This is a genomic window from Sinorhizobium garamanticum (genome assembly GCF_029892065.1).
GTDB lineage: Bacteria > Pseudomonadota > Alphaproteobacteria > Rhizobiales > Rhizobiaceae > Sinorhizobium > Sinorhizobium garamanticum.
The window spans coordinates 933203-952091 of record NZ_CP120374.1 but is presented as its reverse complement, the minus strand read 5'-3'; the positions used below and the strand labels follow the sequence as shown (position 1 = coordinate 952091).

General features: G+C 60.2%; 17 protein-coding genes. 8 read left to right on the top strand and 9 right to left on the bottom strand.

What is annotated here, in order from left to right; translation table 11 throughout:
* The first annotated feature begins 358 nt into the window (after positions 1-358).
* Positions 359-913: a sugar transferase gene (locus PZN02_RS24375; RefSeq protein ID WP_425336352.1), complete on the top strand. Its 555-nt coding sequence runs from the start codon at positions 359-361 to the stop codon at positions 911-913.
* 95 nt (positions 914-1008) lie between these two features.
* On the opposite strand, the gene PZN02_RS24370 is transcribed toward PZN02_RS24375, so the two are convergent.
* The 3 genes from PZN02_RS24370 to PZN02_RS24360 form a co-directional block, all read right to left on the bottom strand.
* Entirely contained in the window at positions 1009-1791 is a 783-nt protein-coding gene (locus tag PZN02_RS24370; protein WP_280663197.1) for a LuxR C-terminal-related transcriptional regulator, read from the bottom strand.
* An 824-nt stretch (positions 1792-2615) separates the two neighbouring features.
* Complete coding sequence (locus PZN02_RS24365) at positions 2616-3710, bottom strand: glycosyltransferase family 2 protein (RefSeq protein WP_280663260.1); 1095 nt, start codon at positions 3708-3710, stop codon at positions 2616-2618.
* 151 nt (positions 3711-3861) lie between these two features.
* Entirely contained in the window at positions 3862-4935 is a 1074-nt protein-coding gene (locus PZN02_RS24360; protein WP_280663259.1) for a glycosyltransferase, read from the bottom strand.
* Positions 4936-5488: 553 nt separating this feature from the next.
* Between PZN02_RS24360 and PZN02_RS24355 the strand changes: the two genes are divergently transcribed.
* The 6 genes from PZN02_RS24355 to PZN02_RS24330 are packed head-to-tail and all read left to right on the top strand — an operon-like array spanning position 5489 to position 10999.
* The gene (locus tag PZN02_RS24355) at positions 5489-5983 is read left to right on the top strand and encodes an acyltransferase (protein ID WP_280663196.1); all 495 of its coding nucleotides are present in this window, start codon (positions 5489-5491) and stop codon (positions 5981-5983) included.
* Position 5984: 1 nt separating this feature from the next.
* Positions 5985-7022 carry a Gfo/Idh/MocA family protein gene (locus PZN02_RS24350; RefSeq protein ID WP_280663195.1) on the top strand — a complete coding sequence of 346 codons (1038 nt, stop codon included), beginning with the start codon at positions 5985-5987 and terminating at the stop codon, positions 7020-7022.
* Positions 7019-8125, top strand: coding sequence for a DegT/DnrJ/EryC1/StrS family aminotransferase (locus PZN02_RS24345; protein WP_280663194.1), 1107 nt, complete (start codon positions 7019-7021; stop codon positions 8123-8125). Before PZN02_RS24350 ends, PZN02_RS24345 begins: the two co-directional genes overlap by 4 nt.
* Positions 8115-8819 carry an acyltransferase gene (locus PZN02_RS24340; protein WP_280663193.1) on the top strand — a complete coding sequence of 235 codons (705 nt, stop codon included), beginning with the start codon at positions 8115-8117 and terminating at the stop codon, positions 8817-8819. The genes PZN02_RS24345 and PZN02_RS24340 overlap by 11 nt, the downstream gene beginning before the upstream one ends.
* A 15-nt stretch (positions 8820-8834) precedes the next feature.
* A complete protein-coding gene (locus PZN02_RS24335; RefSeq protein ID WP_280663192.1) occupies positions 8835-9809 on the top strand; it encodes an SDR family NAD(P)-dependent oxidoreductase in 975 nt (324 codons plus the stop codon).
* Entirely contained in the window at positions 9806-10999 is a 1194-nt protein-coding gene (locus PZN02_RS24330) for a DegT/DnrJ/EryC1/StrS family aminotransferase (RefSeq protein WP_280663191.1), read from the top strand. The genes PZN02_RS24335 and PZN02_RS24330 overlap by 4 nt, the downstream gene beginning before the upstream one ends.
* 31 nt (positions 11000-11030) lie before the next feature.
* Here the strand turns inward: PZN02_RS24330 and PZN02_RS24325 are convergent, their stop codons facing one another.
* From PZN02_RS24325 to PZN02_RS24300, 6 genes are all read right to left on the bottom strand, one after another.
* Positions 11031-12539: an O-antigen translocase gene (locus PZN02_RS24325; protein WP_280663190.1), complete on the bottom strand. Its 1509-nt coding sequence runs from the start codon at positions 12537-12539 to the stop codon at positions 11031-11033.
* Between the two features lie 5 nt (positions 12540-12544).
* On the bottom strand, positions 12545-13465 hold the full coding sequence (gene rfbD / locus PZN02_RS24320; protein WP_280663189.1) for a dTDP-4-dehydrorhamnose reductase: 921 nt from the start codon (positions 13463-13465) through the stop codon (positions 12545-12547).
* Complete coding sequence (gene rfbB, locus PZN02_RS24315; protein ID WP_280663188.1) at positions 13462-14529, bottom strand: dTDP-glucose 4,6-dehydratase; 1068 nt, start codon at positions 14527-14529, stop codon at positions 13462-13464. Before rfbB ends, rfbD begins: the two co-directional genes overlap by 4 nt.
* Complete coding sequence (rfbC, locus tag PZN02_RS24310; protein ID WP_280663187.1) at positions 14526-15107, bottom strand: dTDP-4-dehydrorhamnose 3,5-epimerase; 582 nt, start codon at positions 15105-15107, stop codon at positions 14526-14528. Before rfbC ends, rfbB begins: the two co-directional genes overlap by 4 nt.
* On the bottom strand, positions 15104-15982 hold the full coding sequence (gene rfbA / locus PZN02_RS24305; RefSeq protein ID WP_280663186.1) for a glucose-1-phosphate thymidylyltransferase RfbA: 879 nt from the start codon (positions 15980-15982) through the stop codon (positions 15104-15106). Before rfbA ends, rfbC begins: the two co-directional genes overlap by 4 nt.
* A gap of 88 nt (positions 15983-16070) precedes the next feature.
* Positions 16071-17381 (bottom strand): polysaccharide biosynthesis/export family protein, encoded by a 1311-nt coding sequence (locus PZN02_RS24300; RefSeq protein WP_280663185.1) that lies wholly within the window; start codon positions 17379-17381, stop codon positions 16071-16073.
* Positions 17382-17884: 503 nt separating this feature from the next.
* Here PZN02_RS24300 and PZN02_RS24295 point away from each other — a divergent pair.
* Positions 17885-18631 (top strand): helix-turn-helix domain-containing protein, encoded by a 747-nt coding sequence (locus tag PZN02_RS24295; RefSeq protein ID WP_280663184.1) that lies wholly within the window; start codon positions 17885-17887, stop codon positions 18629-18631.
* Positions 18632-18889: the final 258 nt, after the last annotated feature.

Below are 18889 nucleotides of genomic sequence, written 5' to 3'. Positions count from 1 at the left end.
GAATTAATAGAGTAATATTTTGACAACAAGCATACTAGACCAAATTATCTAAAGAAGATCTATTGATGAAAGGATCGAATATTCATTAAAATACTTTTACCGCAAGCGATTTGTACGAAATTTTTGAACAAAAATATCTTATATGGATCCACCCATCTCATTTCTTTTTGAGATCAGGGCATAAAAGGTCTGTGCTTGCGGCGGGGTTCCACTATTAATCGTGGAGAGCGCAATGCCGAAAAGTCCTAGGCTATATCCTCACTGGCTTATCACGCGACCCGTGTCGCATGGCTCAGCGCTTCGCTCGCGGCCATTCTATCTTACCGCCAAACGCGGTTTTGACGTTCTGGCAACGCTGATGATCGGGCCATTTGCCTTGGCCATTGTCGGCGTCCTGGCCTTGCTCATCCGCCTGGATGGCGAGAGGGCATTTTTTTGCCAGCAGCGCCTCGGCGAGGGAGGAAGGGTTTTCAACCTCTGGAAGCTTCGCACGATGGTTCCGGACGCAGAACGAAGGCTGGAGGAGTATCTGGAGGCCAACCCCCTGGCTCGCATCGAGTGGGATCAGACGCAGAAGCTTCAAGATGATCCTCGCGTCACGCCGCTCGGCAAATATCTGCGCAAATTTTCGCTCGATGAGTTGCCGCAGTTGTTGAATGTACTTCTTGGTGACATGAGCCTTGTCGGCCCGCGGCCGATGCTGCCGGAACAGCGACCATATTATCCGGGCAGCGCGTACTTCACCTTGCGGCCGGGGATCACCGGGCTCTGGCAGATCAGCGAGCGCAACATGTCTACGTTCGCCCAGCGCGCAACCTACGACACACGCTATGCTGGCATCGTGTCCTTCGGCACTGATCTGTCGATCCTGTCGAGGACCATCTTTGTCGTCTTGCGCGGGACGGGGTTTTGACTACCATTCTCGCACGCGATGCAATTCGCATCTGACGCCTAGCGTTAGGGCGTCAAGGGAGGTGGAGGACGATTGTTTACGTGCCGCCGGCCTGTTCAGTGATCTGGCCAGCTCGTCCCATCGGTGGAGGGATCGCTGGGAAAAAGATCGTTTATCTTATAGGCAACTTCAGTCCTGTTTGTCGCCTTGACCTTCTTCATGATGTTGCGGATGTGGACCTTGACGGTGCTTTCTCGAAGGTTGAGCTCGTAGGCAATGATCTTGTTCGCCTTTCCGCGTCGCAGAGCCTCCACCACTTCGGCCTGGCGCGCCGTGAACATGCCAGCCAAAGGACGTGTCACTGCGTTGCCGGCCGACTCGAGCAGCCGGCGCATCGCAAATACGCTGCTTGCAGGAACGAAGGTTCCGCCTGCCATCGCAAGGTCGATTGCCTCGATGCACACATCTATGCTGACCGAGGAAGGGATATAGCCTTTGGCACCGTATTCGAGTGCCTTCATTATCTGAGCGAGATCGTCCGTATCAGCCAGAACGATCACGGGCATCGGTTCGAACTCGGATGAGAGCCTCCTGATTTCCTCGGCGACGGCCGGGTCAACGATCTTTCTTCCTCCGACATTCAGGAGGATTGAGGACAGTGGCGGGTGCTGGTGCTGCTGCTGCCTCCATTCCTCGATCGAACCAATTGCAAGGACGCGCATATCCACCTTGTGAGCAACGATGCTCTGCGCCAAGCATTGGCGATCAAGTGCCCGGCTGTCGATTATCACAAGCAAACGCTCTGAGGCAGGAGGTAGTTCTGTGCGTGAATTAATATTGTCGTCAATGTCTTCGGGAGTTTCATCCTTTATATCTTTTCCATTTGTTATAAGTTTCATAGGTATCTTCCCCCAATAGCAATCTCTCTCTTGCAATCGTGTTCGGGAAACTTGCGCGAGATTATGCCTTCAGTTTCTAATTTAAAACGTGACCAATATACGCTGTTACTAAAACAAACATCACTAAGGTTTTTCGTCTAATAAATGCCGGCGTGGATCCACCAAAGCCTCAAGCTTCGCGTCTAATCAGATCCAAATACGGCGACCCAGTCTGCCCTATTCCAAGGTAGGTTAAGGACCCCCAAAATCTTATAGTAGACATACCTCTTTGGCGGTACAGGGTGCATTATCCACCCGCACGCGACTGGAGCCAGGAAGTCGCTTCCGCTCATCGAGATCTTGGCGTTCATAGCTGCGGCCCCTTTGGCACGTCGTGCATAGCCCGCTTCATTCAAGGTGTAGACGGGACATGGCGTGCCGACGTCATCACGAACTTGGTGAGTATATATTCAAGTAAAGTTTAATAAATAAGAGACTACTATAATCACCCTCGGAACGAAACAACCAAATTGGGGCATCAGGACTAAAAAAGGAGTATACTTGTGCGTTTGGTGGTGATGGATACCCTTGGAGTCATGCATTTGTAGTATATGGTGTTAGTGTATCTAACACCTTTTGAATGGTGTGGCGGCGATATCTTCCCCCGCTACCGATTCACGGCGTCATCTTCTCGATCCGAAAAAGGGAAATAATCGGGCGATACTATGTTTCGCCGAGAAGCGTGCGAGGCGGGACGTGGACCGCCGCGAGGAGGTGATGGCAAGCGGTCAGCACCCCAGCCCCGGTCAGCCTACCTTAGCCGAGATCCTACAAGGGTCCTAGCTTCACATCCCGATTCGGGAGCGTCGCCATCGCCGGCACAATTCCTCCAGGCGCCAACGGCATGCGGATGCGGCCCACAGCGGATGCAGCGGCAGCGCGGTCATTCCTAGCCGTTTGCGCCTGGCAAGCGCTCGACCTGTTTTCGTGTTCCTCATATCCCAGTGGATCTCGTTTGCAAGGGCCTCGAACTCGCCAACCGGAAAGTCGCGGAAGCCCCTGGCATACGCATAGTTGACGTTCTCAAGCGCTTGGCGTGCCATGGTGCGGCGAGCAAGTTCCAAAAGCTGTGGTCCGTCCATCAGGCCGCGTCCGACCCCGGCGAACACAGCTTCGAAGGACTGCCAGCGCTGTTTGAGATCGATCAACTGACCGAACGCGGTGCCCGAACTGAAGTCCTGTTTGTTCATGTTGGTTGCGTGGTGCCGGTAATAGGCTTGATCCACGCCGGCCACAAAGCCAATGTCCGAGACCGCAGAGGTCCGTAGCCACATCTCGAAGTCACCCGCATGCGGCAGGTCCGCGCGATATCCGCCGATTTCGCGCAGCACAGCAGTTCGCATGACGGCTTCCGGCGACGCGATGACGTTGTATCCCGAGCGACAACGGGCCTGCAGCCAGGTCGTGCCGGACCAAATGATCCAGTCCGTTCCTTCGCTGCGACTCTCCGGCAAGTCCTTGCTGAAGTGAATGGCGTTGCCGTAGACCATCCCTACGGACGGCTCGGCAATCAAAAGCGCGGCAGCTCTGGGAAGCGCGCCAGGCGTCACGAGGTCGTCGGCCGATAAGAGCAGTACGAACTCCCCGGTCGCCGCATTCAGGCCCTCATTGTAAGTCGCGATATGGCCCTTGTTTTGCTGGTGCCGGATCACACGTATGCGTGTGTCGCAGTCCTGGAGCGATAACGCGACAGCGAGGCTGTCATCAGTCGACTTGTCGTCGACTATGATCACCTCGACTTCGATGCCCGGCTGGTTTTGCGTGACACTTTCGACGCATTGTCGCAGATAACGGCCATAATTGTAGCAGGGGATTACAACGCTGACGCGAGGGACGCGATGCAGTGGAACAGCCTTCCTGCGTCGACCCTTTGTCAGCATCACCAGCAGAGTGTTGAAAACACCCAGCGTCGATCGTGTCATAAGGTAGGCCTCCAGTGCCCGCGGACGTCGATTGGCATTATTCGGTGTCTTGAGAGCCGGCAGCAGGGCAACCGAAGGCCCGGCACGATCGGACGTAAGGAGCAACGGATCATGTCGCCTTCAGGAAATCCGCGTAAATCTGCGTCACCTCTTCCTGCTCCCGTTCAAGCGAATACTCTGACAAAATAAACTCGGATGCCTTGGCGCCTTGCGCCTGGCACCAGCCGGGATGCGCATTTTCCATCGTCATCGCGTGCTCGATCGCTTGCGCGAAGCCGAGAAGGTCACCAGTTTCGATGGGGGCACTGAAGTCCGAGCGGAAGAATTCTCGCCCGCCAAAACCGTGGTAACCGATCACATAGTTTCCGCAGGCCATCGCTTCGGCGGGCGGAAGACCTAGACCTTCCTGGTGGGAGAAGGCCAGAAACATTTTCGTCGTCTGCAATTGCGTGGCAACTTCTGATTGGGGGATACGGTCTAGCGGCACGACGTCCCAGCCATCGAGAAGGCCGCGCCCGCGCAGAAGTTCTAGCACCTTGAATGCGTCGCCGGGCATCCTCCGCGGCATATAGGCGATGCGGTTTGTTCGAGGGCTTTCTGCCGGATGAAACATCCCGAAATCTATGCCGACGTGGACTCTGCGAACATCAAGGTGCTCGAAAATATAGCGGAGCGTCTCCTGGTTGTGCTTGGAAACGGCGATGACGCCCTTCAAGCCGCTCCCGGGTGCGTAGTGCTTTGCGGTGTAACGCGTCCTTCCTTCCCAGGTATGGTGCACATTCTGGTTGAATATTATGTATTCAGTGCCGGGAGGAAGACGGTCCAGGATGTCAACGCACACTTCCGGGATCACGAGGATATCTCCCCGCAGGACCGTCGTATCCCCGACATAGGCGATACGGCTCCGATTTTCGAACCACGTGCAGCGGAATCCCCGTCGTTGATGCAGCACAAACGCGTCCATACCGGCAGAATTCAGCATGTCCACATGCCGGTATATTACTCTGATCCCGCCGGAGGGCGGCTGGTGGTCCGGGGTCAGGAAATAAATGGTCGGCCTTACTGAGCGTTGCCGCCCGGTGACAACGCGCATCCGATATTGCCAAGCTCTTTTCAGCGCCGCGATTTGCCGAAACGCGCTGATGGCGAGTTCTGCGGAAAAGTCTACTGCCGTACGATGCATCGTCAGCAACTCGCGTCCTGTTCATCCATTTGCGACAACGAGTTTATTCGCTGAGATACGACCGGGCCACATACCCAAATGTAGGACGTGTTGCATCGAACGGGCGAGCAACAGGCGATATTCTACATCCGACATGCTCCTCGGCCGGTTACCGAGCGCCGAGCGCGGACATTGCCGCGCCACATGGCCTGCTGGTTCAGGCCGGAGCCCGCGGATGCTGCCCTTCATTGAGCGACATGTTCTCCCGCCGCCGGCGGGACCGTCAGCTCGACTGGTAGCCCGCATAATGACTATTTTGGGCTAGAGCCAAGATGCAATTCGGCTCCACCAGTGAGAGTTGCAGCGCGCAATCATCAATGTTGTGCAGGCGAATACCTCTTTCGACGGCTTAAATACTTAATATTGTTTTCTTTACTGCCTGGGTGAAAAGGAATTCCTTTGAGTTTCGAAGGCTTGGCTCTTTGCCCCCAAGAAGAAGCAGGAAAGGGAGCTACCCGGCCAAGTTCACACGAGTTCAGCAGCCACTAGGAAGAACATAGGGGCTTGTGCCGGCATGATTGCGTCCGATGTCACGCTGCAAGGCGGTGTTGTTATCCATCATCCGGATCTCGTCAATCTCTATGGTTGTGCTATCGGCGCCGGCACGCGGATCGGCACGTTCGTGGAAATTCAGAAGAACGCGGCGATCGGCCGGAACTGCAAGATTTCCAGCCATTCCTTCATCTGCGAAGGCGTGACGCTAGAGGACGGCGTCTTCGTCGGCCATGGCGTCATGTTCACCAACGATATCCATCCACGGGCCGTCAATGTCGACGGGGGGCTTCAGTCGGAGGCCGACTGGACCGTCGTGCCGACACGGGTCAAGCGCCGCGCCTCCATCGGCAGCAATGCCACCATTCTGGCCGGCGTCACGATCGGAGAGGCAGCCCAGGTGGGCGCCGGCGCCGTGGTGACCAAGGATGTACCAAGCTTCGCGATCGTTGCCGGCGTGCCCGCCCGGATCATCGGACGCGTCAAGGATGCCACGATCGAGACTGCGGAGGCATGAGATGATCGGCGTTGCTGTCGTCGGATACGGTTACTGGGGACCAAACCTCGTGCGCAACTTCTGGGAAACGCCCGGGGCGCGCCTCGTCTCCGTGTGCGATCTGCGCAAGGAGCGATTGGCGACCGTCCAGACCCGTTACCCAGCTGTCGACATCACGGACGATTTTGAAGAGGTCCTTCGCGACCCGCGCGTCGATGCCGTTGCGATCGCCACCCCGGCTGCCGCACATTTCAAGCTCGCCATGAAGGCGCTGATGGCCGGCAAGCACGTGCTCGTCGAAAAGCCGATGGCGGCGACCTCGGATGAGGCGCGCCGCATGGTCGAGGAGGCGGCGCGGCGCCGCCTCGTGCTCGCGGTCGACCACACCTTCGTGCACACGGGCGCCGTCCGCAAGATGCGGGAACTCGTCGAGGACGGGCTCGGCGACGTTTATTACTACGACTCGGTCAGGGTCAATCTCGGCCTCTTCCAACACGACGTCAGCGTCATCTGGGACCTTGCCGTGCACGATCTGTCGATCATGGACTACGTGCTGCCGGAGCGGCCTGTGGCGGTGTCGGCCACGGGCATGAGCCATATTGCCGGCGAGCCGGCAAATATCGCCTATCTCAACCTCTTCTTCGAAAGCAAGCTGATCGCTCACATCCACGTCAACTGGCTCGCGCCCGTCAAGGTGCGCCGGACGCTGATCGGCGGCAGCAGCAAGATGATCCTCTACGACGACCTGGAGCCCAGTGAGAAGATCAAGGTTTACGACAAGGGGATAACGCTGAACGGCAACCCGCAGAAGAACGGCGAGAAGGTCTACCAGATGCTGGTCGGCTATCGCACCGGCGATATGTATGCCCCCCACCTCGACGTCGCCGAGGCGCTCGGCATCGAACTGCGCCAGTTCATCGATTGCATCGAGCGAAATGAAAATCCGGTCGCCGACGGAAATGCCGGGCTGCGCGTGGTGAGAATCCTCGAGGCCGCCACACAGTCGCTCGCCGAGCGCGGCCGGGTCGTCGAACTCGAGCACATGAGGCGCATCGCATGATCCCCTTCCTTGATCTCAGGGCGCAGTATGCATCGATCAAGGACGAGATAGATGCCGCAGCGCTGCGCGTGCTCGCGTCGGCGCAATATGTTCTGGGCGACGAGGTCGCTGAGTTCGAACAAGAATTCGCGGCCTTTTGCGGCACACGTCACGCAATCGCCGTCAACACAGGCACGAGTGCCCTCCATCTTGCGTTGCTTGCGCTTGGCGCAGGTCCCGGCGACGAAGTCATCACCGTCCCCTTCACTTTCGTCGCGACGGTCTCGGCGATTTGCTATACCGGCGCGCTGCCGGTCTTCGTTGATGTCGAGCCGGTGACGCTGACGATGGACGCGACGAAGCTCGAGGCTGCAATCACGCCTCGTACCAGGGCGATCGTGCCGGTCCATCTTTACGGACAAATGGCCGACATGAACGCCATCAAGGCCATCGCCGACCGGCATGGCGTACCCATCATTGAGGATGCCTGCCAGGCCCACGGCGCCGAATACAAGGGCCGCCGCGCCGGAAGCATCGGGGTATCGGGCTGCTTCAGCTTCTATCCGGGAAAGAACCTGGGCGCCTGCGGCGAGGGCGGCATTGTCGTTACCGGCAATGACAGCCACGCGCGCACGATGCGCATGCTCAGGGACTGGGGTCAGGAAAGCCGGTATCACCACGTGCTCAAGGGCTTCAATTACCGGATGGACGGTATCCAGGGGGCTATCCTGCGCGTAAAGCTCAGACATCTCGACGCTTGGACGCAATCGCGCCGTGCCCATGCGGCGCGCTACTCTGCGCTGCTTGCCGGGTCCGGCCATGTGAAGGCCCCTCTTGAGGTCGCCGACCGGCGTCATGTCTACCACATCTATGCCGTCCGGTGCCGGGATCGTGAGGCGCTACAGCATGCCCTCAGCACCGAGGGCATACAGTTCGGCCTGCACTATCCCATTCCGGTGCATCTGCAGAAGGCCCATGCAGATCTCGGTTACGCGCCGGGCGATTTCCCGAGATCGGAGGCGGCCGCCCGGTCGGTTCTGTCGCTCCCCATCTATCCGGAAATGACGGTCCGGCAGGTCGAGCAGGTGGTGTCTGCGGTGGAGCAGGAGGCCCATGTCCACTGAGCGCTCTGCGGGTATCCGAATTGTCCAGGCGGTGCATGGCCGCCGTGAAGCCGTTGCCGATCCGAGCTATCAGGCGGCGCTGGCCGAAGAGCTGAAACAATTCTACGGCACGGCGGGGCTGGTCGAGCTCTACGGCCGCTTCATGGCTGGCGACGGCTTCGTCGACCTGCTGATGCGCAAGGCGATCTGGCAAAGCGTTGCGAAGCGTTGCGGCTTCGGCTTGCAGGTCGGTAGCGGTGCCAGCTTCAGGCATCCCGAAACATTCGAGATAGGCAACAGCGTCTTCATCGGTGCACAGGCCTACATCCAGGGTCGCCACGACGGCAGATGCGTGATTGGCGACAATGTCTGGATCGGCCCGCAGACCTTCCTCGACGCGCGCGATCTCGTCATCGAGGAGTTCGTCGGATGGGGGCCGGGAGCCAAGATTCTCGGATCGAGCCACACCGGCATTCCCGTCGACGTGCCGATCATTCGCACCGACCTCGAAATCAAGCCGGTTCGCATCGGCGCCTGGGCCGATATCGGGACCAATGCGACCATCCTGCCCGGCGTGACGATCGGCAAAGGCGCGCTCGTCGGCGCAGGCGCGGTGGTCGTCTCCGACGTCGAGCCCTTTGCGGTCGTGGCGGGAGTGCCCGCGAAATTCCTGCACTGGCGAACGGATTGCTCACCGGCGCCGGCGAAACCATGAAGGATGAGGCAGGCGATGAAAGACAAGCGGATTCTGATCACGGGCGGCGCCGGCCTCATAGGCTCGCACATTGCCGATCTCGTCGCGCGCGAAGGGCCACGGGAAATCCTGATCCTCGACAATTTCGTGCGCGGCCGCCGCGAAAATCTCCGTGAGGCGGCGAGCACTGGCACGCTCAGAATCATCGAAGGCGACATCAGGGACCGCGCGCTTCTGGCGACCTCGCTCGACGGAGTCGACATCGTCTTCCATCAGGCGGCCATCCGCATCACCCAATGCGCCGAGGAGCCGAGGCTCGCCTTCGATGTCCTCGCGCAAGGCACATTCGATGTGCTCGAGGCGGCGGTTGCAGCCGGTGTGTCGAAGGTGATCGCAGCCTCCTCGGCCTCGGTGCTCGGACTTGCAGAAAGCTTCCCGACCACCGAGGAGCACCATCCCTACAACAACCGCACGATCTACGGCGCGGCCAAGGCATTCAACGAAGGGCTCCTGCGCAGTTTCGCCGAGATGTACGGGCTCAACTATGTCGCGCTCCGATACTTCAACGTCTACGGCCCCCGCATGGATGTCTACGGCGCCTATACGGAGGTGTTGATCCGCTGGATGGAGCGCATTGCGACGGGGCGACCGCCGATCATCTTCGGCGATGGCACACAGACGATGGATTTCGTCCATGTGCGCGATATAGCGCGGGCCAATCTCCTGGCTGCGAAGTCCGATGTAACGGACGAGGTGTTCAACGTCGCAAGCGGTGTGGAAACAAGTCTGCGGGAGCTCGCGCAACTGCTCACCCGTGTCATGGGCCCCTCGCTCGAACCGCAGCTTGAACCGGCGCGCAAAGTGAACGCAGTCACGCGCCGGCTTGCGGATACAAGCAAGGCCGAGCAGCTGCTGGGGTTCAAGACAGAAATCTCGCTTGAGGAGGGACTGCGCGATCTCGTCGCCTGGTGGCGGCGCGAGCGGGTGTCGACAGGGGGAGAAGCGGCATGAGCGAGGCCCCTCGCCAGATCCCGGTCGCCAGACCCGTTCTCGATGAGCGGGAAGTCGAGGCGGTTCGCCGGGTCATACTTTCAGGATGGGTGACGCAAGGCCCGGAGGTTGCAGCGTTCGAACGCGAGTTCGCCGACTTCGTTGGGTCGGCCCATGCCTGTGCTGTCTCGAACTGCACGACGGCGCTTCATCTGGCCCTGCGTTGCGTCGGCGTCGGTGCCGGCGATGAAGTGATCACGGTTAGCCATTCGTTCATCGCGACGGCGAACGCCATCCGGTATTGCGGCGCGCTACCGGTCTTCGTCGACATCGAGGCCGGCGGCTACAACATAGATCCCGATCTGGTCGAGGCCGCGATCACGCCGCGCACAAGGGCGATCCTCTGCGTGCACCAGCTCGGCATGCCCTGTGATCTTCGGCGCATCGCGGATATCGGCAAACGACACGCCATTCCGGTTATCGAGGATGCCGCCTGTGCTGCCGGAAGCGAGATGCTGTGGGATGGGCAATGGCAAAGAATCGGTAAGCCGCACGGGGATATCGCTTGCTTCTCCTTCCACCCGCGCAAGGTCGTTACCACCGGCGATGGCGGCATGCTGACCACGGCAAGTGATGAATACGACAGAAAGTTCCGGTTGTGGCGCCAGCACAGCATGAGTGTTCCGGATACCGTTCGGCACGGCGCGAAGCAGGTGATCTCAGAGGACTATCCGGAAATCGGTTACAACTACCGCATGACCGACGTCCAGGCGGCGATCGGCCGGGAACAGCTGAAGCGGCTTCCCGCACTCGTCAAGCGGCGAAGGGCACTAGCCAGGCAGTATACCAGGCGCCTTTCCGGAGTTGCGGGCCTGCAGACGCCGATTGAGCCCCATTGGGCGCGGAGCAATTGGCAGAGCTATTGTTTGACATTGCCCGGCTGGATCGACCAGCGGCAGACGATGCAGGCCCTGCTCAATCGCGGCATCTCGACCCGCCGTGGCGTCATGAACATCCATCTGGAGGAGGCCTACGCCGGATGCGACACGCACAGGGCCGCCGCGAGTCTGGAGCGAAGCGTCGCCGCACAACAGCGATCGGTGATATTGCCGTTCTTCGCGCAGATGACCGACGCCGATGTGGCGCTGGTCGTCGAGGAGCTTCTTTCCATTCCGGCGATCGCCGAACCCGCAGCACTGCGGGCGGTATGACGTTCTCGTTCTTCGCGTCATTTTGACGAGGTCACGCGGATCTCGAGCGCCAGGCTCGCATTGCCGCGGGCAGTGAGGCGCGCGGCACGAGTTCCATGAGTATCCGCAGGGAATAGGCTCCGCTGATCATCGTTGTCGCGAGGCCGAGGACGGCTGCCGGCCAGGGCGGCAGCACGAAGATGGCGCCGAAGACGAGCCCTGACGCGGGCAGGAAGATCAGGGCGAGTTTGCGATTGGCCGCGGACCAGCGGAAACCTGAGAGGTGCCGAACGATCGCGTAGATCAGCAGGCCGTGCCAAACATAAAGACCGAAAAACGCTGCACCTGCGCCGACTGAACCGAACGAGCCGACCAGCAACCATGCGAGACCGACATGGACCAGGGTCGCTGCGACCTCAGTCCAGAAAAAGGCTCTTTTCGCGCCCTTGGCGAGCACGATGAACCCCATGGGCCATGCAATGACACGCAGCATCATGCCGAGACAGATCCAGCGAAGCAGGTCCACTGCGGCGTAGAACTCGGGCGAATAAAGCAGCCATATCACCAGTGGGGCGGCGGTTAGCGTAGCGATGAGGCCGGGGCCGGCGAGAAGCATGCTGATCTGCGCCTGCTCGTTGACGAGGCGGTTGCATTCGGCATCGTCTTCCGCGACCGCCGTCAGGCGCGGATAGAAGTCGGTGCCCATCGCCTGCAGGACGAAGCTGGCATAGAAGCCGCCGAGCGTCCAGGCTGCCTGGTACAGCCCCGCTGCCGCGATGCCTTCCGCCCTCAGCACGATGAGGCGGATCGCATAGGCCGCGCCGAGTGTCAGGAACCCACTGGCCATGAAGACGACGCCGAGTTTCAGGAGGGCGGCGGTTTCCTCGGAGATCCTCCGGGTGGATACCGGCTGTGGAGCGATGCGCATCTGCCTGCGGTACCACCAGCAGGTCGCGAGCGTGGCCGCGGCGGCGGCGACGAGCGAAGGCACGATCCCCGACGTGCCGAACAGATAGATCAGCGGGATGCTGATCGCGGTGCTGAAGAACGCTGCAAGGACATTGATGCGGGCGAGGCTGGCAATGTCTCGCATGCCTTGGATCAAGGCAGTCTGGCCGTCTGCGAGCAGGCGGAAGAGGATTGCCGCGGAAAGCAGTGCGACGCCACCGGCATAGCCGGGACCGCCGAAGGTGAAATCTGCGACCGGATAGGCGAGTGCTGCGAGGAGAAGGGCGCCGAGAAGCCCCAGCACCAACGATGTCCGCTTGAGCACGGTCGCCGTTCGGGCAATCCTGTCCGTATCGCCGCTGCCGACCGCTTCCGCGATCTGGCGCACGCCGCTTGCCTGGATTCCGAGCCCGGCGAGCGCGGAGGCGATATCGGCGATGGAACTGTAGAGGCCGATCAACCCTATGCCTGCCGGACCGAGGAGTAGAGCCATTGCCTTGTTGCGGATGATGGAAAATAGCACGGTAACGACGGATGAGCCGCCGATCAGGGCGGTCGACTTGAGGATCTGCCTGTAGCTCGGTCCACGCTCGGGACTCGCGCGCGCTTCCATCGACGTCACTCGCTTCGCACGGCCGGTCGGCTCTCCGGGATTTTCGGCCATTGGCCAGCATAGAGGAGCCGCCGGACGACTGTTTCCGCGCTCGTTTGCCAGGCGGGCAAGCGCCGGCCGAAAGTTTTCTCGAACTTGTCGGTGCAAAGGCGCGAGTCCTGTGGGCGCCGGGCTCTTGTCGGGTAGTCCGCGCTGGCAATGTCCCGCACCGTCGCGGACGGGCCGCCGTTCGCGCGGCTGACGGCGAGAATGTGCCTCGCGAAGCCCGCCCAGTTGGTCTCGCCTGTTCCCGCAAGGTGATAGAGGCCGAAGCGATCGCTCTGCGGCTGCGTGGCAATCTCCAGTATGGCCGTCGCCAAATCCAGTGCTGATGTCGGATTGCCGAATTGGTCGGAGACGACCGTCAGCGTGTCCCGGCTTTCGGCAAGCCTCAGCATCGTTTTGACGAAGTTGTTGCCGAAAGGACTGTAGACCCAGCTTGTGCGCAGGATAATGTGGCGAGGCGTTATGCTTGCCACCGCCCGTTCGCCTTCGAGCTTGGTGGCGCCGTAGAAAGTGCGAGGTCTTGTCTCGTCGTCTTCCCTGCGCGGACGGCGGTCATCGCCGGAAAAGACGTAGTCGGTCGACAGGTGGATGATCGGTACGCCGAGCTTTGCCGCTGCCTCGGCAACGCACGCGGCGCCCACCACGTTGACGGCATGAGCGAGCGCAGGCTCGTCCTCTGCACGATCGACGGCCGTGTAGGCGGCCGCCGAGATGACGACGTCAGGTCTTGCTGCAACAATCGCCTCTCGCATCGGGATCGGCTGCGTGAGATCGAATTCGGGGCGGCCGATGGAGACCAGTTCGACGTCGCGCAGTGGTGCCGCACGCTCGATCAGGCTGCTTACGAGCTGGCCGGTCGTACCAGTGACAAGCACTTTCATCGCGCCACCACCGACTTGCCGAGGCGCTCGCCCCGATAGCGGCGCTCGCGGATCGGCTGCCACCACCAGCCGTTATCCAGATACCAGTCGATCGTCCGCGCCAGTCCAGTTTCGAAGCTTTCCCTGGGTCGCCAGCCGAGTTCACGCTCGATCTTGGTCGTGTCCATCGCGTAACGCCGGTCGTGACCCGGCCGATCGTCCACGAATGCGATGAGGTCGCGATAGCTCTTCAGGTTTCGGCGTGGTCTCTTGCGGTCGAGGACATCGCATACCGTCTCTACGACGGCGAGATTGGTGCGTTCGGAGCCTCCGCCGATATTGTAGCTTTCGCCGGTCGCACCTTTGGCAGCAACGAGCTCCAGCGCTCGTGCGTGGTCGTCGACATACAACCAGTCGCGGACATTGGCGCCGGTGCCGTAGACCGGGAGGGACTTTTCTTCCAATGCGTTGAGGATGATGAGGGGCACCAGCTTCTCCGGGAAGTGAAACGGACCATAGTTGTTCGAGCAGTTGGTGATCACGACAGGCAGGCCAAAGGTGTGGTGCCAGGCGCGGACAAGGTGATCGGATGCTGCCTTCGAGGCGGAATAGGGCGAGGATGGAGCATAAGGCGTATCTTCGTCAAATGCGCTGTCATCAAAGGGAAGATCGCCGAACACCTCGTCAGTGGACACATGGTGAAACCGGAACCGTTCGGCCGCCGTTTCCGGAAGGCTGCGCCAGAATTTCAGCGCGGCCTGCAGCAGCCTGAAGGTGCCGAGGATGTTGGTCTCGATGAATGAGCCAGGTCCGTCGATCGACCGGTCGACATGTGTCTCTGCGGCAAGATGCATGATGCGGCCGATCTTTTCGGCACGCAGGACACCTGCCACGGTCTCCTCATTGCAGATGTCGCCCTGGATGAAGCGGTAGTTGGGGACGTTCTCGATTTGCCGGAGCGAGGCCGGATTGCCGGCATAGGTGAGCTTGTCGAGATTGATCACGCGGTTGTTTGGGTCTGCCACAAGATGCCGGCAAAGCGCGGAACCGATGAACCCGGCACCGCCGGTGACGAGGATGTTCATGACCGCGCTCCCCCCTCAACGAAGTCGAACACCTCGGCCTGTTGCAGCTGCGGAGCCGTCCGATCCTTGTCTGACAGTTGAAGTTCCGCGACGGGCAGCGGCCAAGCAATGGCGATGTCGGGGTCGTCGAAACGGATCGCGCGATCATGGGCGGGCGAATAGGGATTTGTGACCTTGTAGATCACCTCCGTATCCGGCTCGAGTGTCAGAAAGCCGTGCGCGAAGCCCTTGGGAACCAGGAGCTGATTCCATCGGCGGGCGGAAATCTCGACGGCGACCCATTTCACGAAGGTGGGCGAGCCCCGACGAATGTCGACTGCGACGTCGAAAACGGCACCTTTCACCACCCTCACCAGCTTGTCCTGCGCGTAGGGGGGCAGCTGGTAGTGAAGGCCCCGCAGCACGCCTCGCGAGGCGGAATAGGAGTGGTTGTCCTGGACAAACTTCAGTGCGATGCCGTGTTCGGCGAATTGCCGAGCGTTCCAGGTTTCGGAAAAGAAGCCGCGTTCGTCTCCTATCCTGCGCGGCACGATCTCCAGGACTCCGTCAAGGTCGAGCGATCTGACCTCCAGGCTCATGCGACGTGTTCCTCCACGAGGCGGCGGAGATAGGAGGCGTAAGCGGTCCTCCCGAGCATGCTGGCGCGCCTCAGGACGTCCTCGGGCCCAAGCCAGCCCATATCGAGCGCGATCTCCTCCGGACAGGCTATCTGGACGCCCTGTCTGCGTTCGACCGTTCGCACGAAGGACGAGGCGTCATGCAGGCTGTCATAGGTTCCGGTGTCGAGCCAGGCATAGCCGCGTCCGAGCTGAAAGACATGCAACTGGTCCTGTGCGAGATAGATGTTGTTGACCGTCGTGATCTCGAGTTCGCCTCGCGCCGACGGCTCGATCGAAGCGGCAATGTCGACAACGTCGTTGTCGTAGAAATAGAGGCCGGTCACCGCCCAATTGGATCTCGGCCGCGCCGGTTTCTCCTCGATCGTCTTGGCCTTACCGGTCCTCCGGTCGAAGGTGACGACGCCGTAGCGTTCCGGATCGTCGACGCGATAGGCAAACACGGAGGCGCCCGTCTCTCGGGATGCGGCCTCCCGGCAGACATTCGGCAGGCCGTTGCCGAAGAAGATATTGTCGCCGAGGATCATCGCCACATTGCCGTTGCCGATAAATTCGCGGCCGATGATGAAGGCCTCGGCGAGCCCATTGGGATGCGGCTGTTCGGCATAGGAGAGGCTGACCCCGAAGGTGGAACCGTCGCCAAGCAGCGCTTCAAAGCAGGGCAGGTCGCGCGGCGTCGAGATGATGAGAATCTCGCGGATTCCGGTGAGCATCAGCACGCTCAGCGGATAATAGACCATCGGTTTGTCATAGATCGGCAGGATCTGCTTCGAGACCGCAATGGTGAGCGGGTAGAGCCGGGTGCCGCTTCCTCCCGCCAATATGATCCCCTTCATTTTGCCTTTCCCTTCAATCTGCGTCGATTACGCGGAACTGCGGCCGGCCGTGACCGAAGCGAACCAAGGGAAGCCTTGTCGACGCTCGTCATTGGCTGGCCTGACCGAATTGCGGGTTGGTCGAAAGGGACGACCCCGGAGGTGGCTTGGACATGGTGGGGGCCCGTCGTGCGCTGGTGACGACCTTGACGACATCCCCCGGCATCAGCGCCGTCGTCTCGGACGCCGGAAATTCGCCGATTTTGCCGCCGCCGCGCCGGACAATCACGAAAGTGATCGCCTCTTCACCGCGCTGCGCCGAACCTTCGGCGGCGGAAAGCTTGTCGAGCAACTGCTTTTCCGTGGTGGTGCGTTTCAGCTTCAGCTGTTCGAGCGCCGCTTGCTCCGATTGCAATTCGCTGGCGATCTCCGCCTGACGATTGTCGTAGAGCCCCGCGAGATTACGCGTCGTTTCGCTGATGCTTTGCCGCGCCCGCATGATGGCAGTCAGGAAATCCAGGCGACCGGCGCGATCGTTCGTAAGGTCACGCTCCAGTTCGGACTGTCGCGATGCGACCGCGACACCGCGTTCGACTAGGGTCCTCACACCTTTGAGTTCCCGCTCGGCCGCTTCTATGCTGGCGTCGGCACCCTTCACCTTTTCTTCGAGGACCCGGATTTCCTCGTTGAGGAGATCGCGCAGTTCGGAGAGCGACTTCGATTGCCGGGCAAGCAGGTTCGCACGTGTCGAAAAGATGATCCGCTCCCGGTCCTGGATTGCCGCGACGAGCGCGCCATCAGCGGCCAGCGGTTGGGCAAAGGGTATTTCCTTTGCGCCCGACATTTCTGCTTGCAGCCGCGCTATCCGCGCGGTGCTTCGCAGCAGCGCGTTGTCGATTCCCTGCAGTTCACCGACGAGCGATATCTTGTCCTGCGACTGCTCGGGAGTCGTCTCGCGAAACGGGCCGCCGCCCATAGCCAGAGCCTGCAGAGCGGTCAGCCCGGGGCGGAACCCGTATTCCCCCGGTGTCGTCACATCGCCCACGACATAGACGGGCGGGTATGCGACGATCTCGACGGTTGTCTCCGGCGCTTCCACCAGCCCGATCTTGGCTTTGAGACGCTCGGCGATCTCGGCCGAAAGCTGCGCCTTGTCGAGATTGCCGACGACAACGGTTCCGATCACGGGCACGGAGATGGAACCCGTTGCGGAAACAACGAATTCGCCGCCGAGCGCCCATGGTACATATTCGCCTTTGGTGGGCATCCACTGCATGATCGACAGGCGAATTTTCGTTTGAGGCGCAAGTTCCGGCGCATCGGCCCGGGCTGGCGCCGATACCGCGCCGACGATGGCGAGCGCAGCCGCGAAGCGGGCGCTTCGAAGGAAATTGCGGCTAGTGCGGCGGGATACATTCATGTATTTCTCCAACCTGCAAAGTCGTGTCTTCTCCGCACCGTCAAACGGAGAAGAACAAGTCCCGATGGACAAGCTTATCTTCGCCTCAATCGCGTAAAGCGCATGTCCGCAGAATTCGACGCTGCAATAGCGAGTGTGCAAATTTTCCAAATATTTAAAAGAGGAAGCGCCGCGGCTCGGCTTCATCAATATTGGTGAAAGAGGGGAGGGGATGATTCATCCGAATTCGAGCGTCGTTGCTGTCCAACACGCTTGTCCGACATTTGGATGAGACGGGCAATGTAAGGGCAGAAGAGTATTGTTGATCGTATCAATAGTTGGAAGGTGATCGTCACATCGAACTAGTTCGTTCGGATAGGGGCAGGCGGAAAGACATTTTGTTGCGGGACGTCCTTCTGGGCATGGCTCAACCCTTTTGCGCCGTCGCGGCCGCGCGCGGCGTGGGCTAAGGTCGACAAGGAACCCTGCCGATCAAGGCAATTCCGCGGAGGAGACATGCTTTAATGAGCGGTACTAACCACGACGATGTCGGCATTGGGAACGTCGCGGGCGCCGACGGCCGGCGAGAGCCGCAACGCGTCGTTCTGATCATAGCCAGTTCCGGGACAATTTCGGAGAGATTGATCCATGCTCTCGAAAGAGAGTTCCCATGGGTCGTTATCGAACAGGTTGAGCAAGTCAGCTCGGCCTGCAGTGTTTTTTCCCATCCGGTCTCGCTCATCCTTGTCGATGTCGCACTGATAACGGAAGCCGAGGAGAAGTCGGACGAACTCCTGCATTTTCATCCGCAGGCTCTTACGGCCGTCATCGAACCCTATGATCAGCACTTGGACGCGTCCTTCATCAGAGTCCCAGAATCGCCGCTGGTTCGCAGTGTCCTTCCGATGAACCTCAGACTCGATGTATGGCTGTCGGTGATCAGACTGATGCTCTCTGGCGGCGAGTATCTTCCGCCGGGATTGATCCTGCGTGCAAGGACGAACGGTCATAGCCCGGCCCGACCATCAGGCAATGGCGGCCTCTTGCCCCGGCCCCGAAGCGATGAGGCGCGTTTCGCGGAGTTGACCGCTCGCGAAATGCAGATACTTGAAATGGTCTCCCGCGGTCTGCAAAACAAACTGATTGCCGCGGAGTTTCGCCTGTCCGAACACACGGTGAAGATTCACCTGCACAACATCATAACAAAACTGGGCGCTCACAACAGAACGGAAGCGGCTGCGCGGTTCCGGAGTTTGAAAGAGCGCCACTGATCTCTGACCAGTCCGCTGACTGGCAGTGATGCGGCCGACCCGACGGCGCCGCCAACCACGGCCCGCGAATTCAGAGCCAGCCCTTACCGACTTACAGCATCGCTTTCGGTCCCGGGTTGAGTTTCCGCGTCCATCCGGACTCGAGGATCAGCTTCTGTCTGGCGTCCGCGAGCGGGCCAGCTCGAGGCGGCTTCAGCGCGTAACCTTCCATCACGGGAGCGTCGAGCGCCGGTCCCACTGCGCTGGAAAAATTTGAAA

What these genes read in the sequence shown, in the direction of transcription:
- PZN02_RS24375 (WP_425336352.1), top strand. Translation starts at nt 359, where the DNA reads ATGATCGGGCCATTTGCCTTGGCCATTGTCGGCGTCCTGGCCTTGCTC.
- PZN02_RS24370 (WP_280663197.1), bottom strand. Translation starts at nt 1,791, where the DNA reads ATGAAACTTATAACAAATGGAAAAGATATAAAGGATGAAACTCCCGAA.
- PZN02_RS24365 (WP_280663260.1), bottom strand. Translation starts at nt 3,710, where the DNA reads ATGCTGACAAAGGGTCGACGCAGGAAGGCTGTTCCACTGCATCGCGTC.
- PZN02_RS24360 (WP_280663259.1), bottom strand. Translation starts at nt 4,935, where the DNA reads ATGCATCGTACGGCAGTAGACTTTTCCGCAGAACTCGCCATCAGCGCG.
- PZN02_RS24355 (WP_280663196.1), top strand. Translation starts at nt 5,489, where the DNA reads ATGATTGCGTCCGATGTCACGCTGCAAGGCGGTGTTGTTATCCATCAT.
- PZN02_RS24350 (WP_280663195.1), top strand. Translation starts at nt 5,985, where the DNA reads ATGATCGGCGTTGCTGTCGTCGGATACGGTTACTGGGGACCAAACCTC.
- PZN02_RS24345 (WP_280663194.1), top strand. Translation starts at nt 7,019, where the DNA reads ATGATCCCCTTCCTTGATCTCAGGGCGCAGTATGCATCGATCAAGGAC.
- PZN02_RS24340 (WP_280663193.1), top strand. Translation starts at nt 8,115, where the DNA reads ATGTCCACTGAGCGCTCTGCGGGTATCCGAATTGTCCAGGCGGTGCAT.
- PZN02_RS24335 (WP_280663192.1), top strand. Translation starts at nt 8,835, where the DNA reads ATGAAAGACAAGCGGATTCTGATCACGGGCGGCGCCGGCCTCATAGGC.
- PZN02_RS24330 (WP_280663191.1), top strand. Translation starts at nt 9,806, where the DNA reads ATGAGCGAGGCCCCTCGCCAGATCCCGGTCGCCAGACCCGTTCTCGAT.
- PZN02_RS24325 (WP_280663190.1), bottom strand. Translation starts at nt 12,539, where the DNA reads ATGGAAGCGCGCGCGAGTCCCGAGCGTGGACCGAGCTACAGGCAGATC.
- rfbD (WP_280663189.1), bottom strand. Translation starts at nt 13,465, where the DNA reads ATGAAAGTGCTTGTCACTGGTACGACCGGCCAGCTCGTAAGCAGCCTG.
- rfbB (WP_280663188.1), bottom strand. Translation starts at nt 14,529, where the DNA reads ATGAACATCCTCGTCACCGGCGGTGCCGGGTTCATCGGTTCCGCGCTT.
- rfbC (WP_280663187.1), bottom strand. Translation starts at nt 15,107, where the DNA reads ATGAGCCTGGAGGTCAGATCGCTCGACCTTGACGGAGTCCTGGAGATC.
- rfbA (WP_280663186.1), bottom strand. Translation starts at nt 15,982, where the DNA reads ATGAAGGGGATCATATTGGCGGGAGGAAGCGGCACCCGGCTCTACCCG.
- PZN02_RS24300 (WP_280663185.1), bottom strand. Translation starts at nt 17,381, where the DNA reads ATGAATGTATCCCGCCGCACTAGCCGCAATTTCCTTCGAAGCGCCCGC.
- PZN02_RS24295 (WP_280663184.1), top strand. Translation starts at nt 17,885, where the DNA reads ATGAGCGGTACTAACCACGACGATGTCGGCATTGGGAACGTCGCGGGC.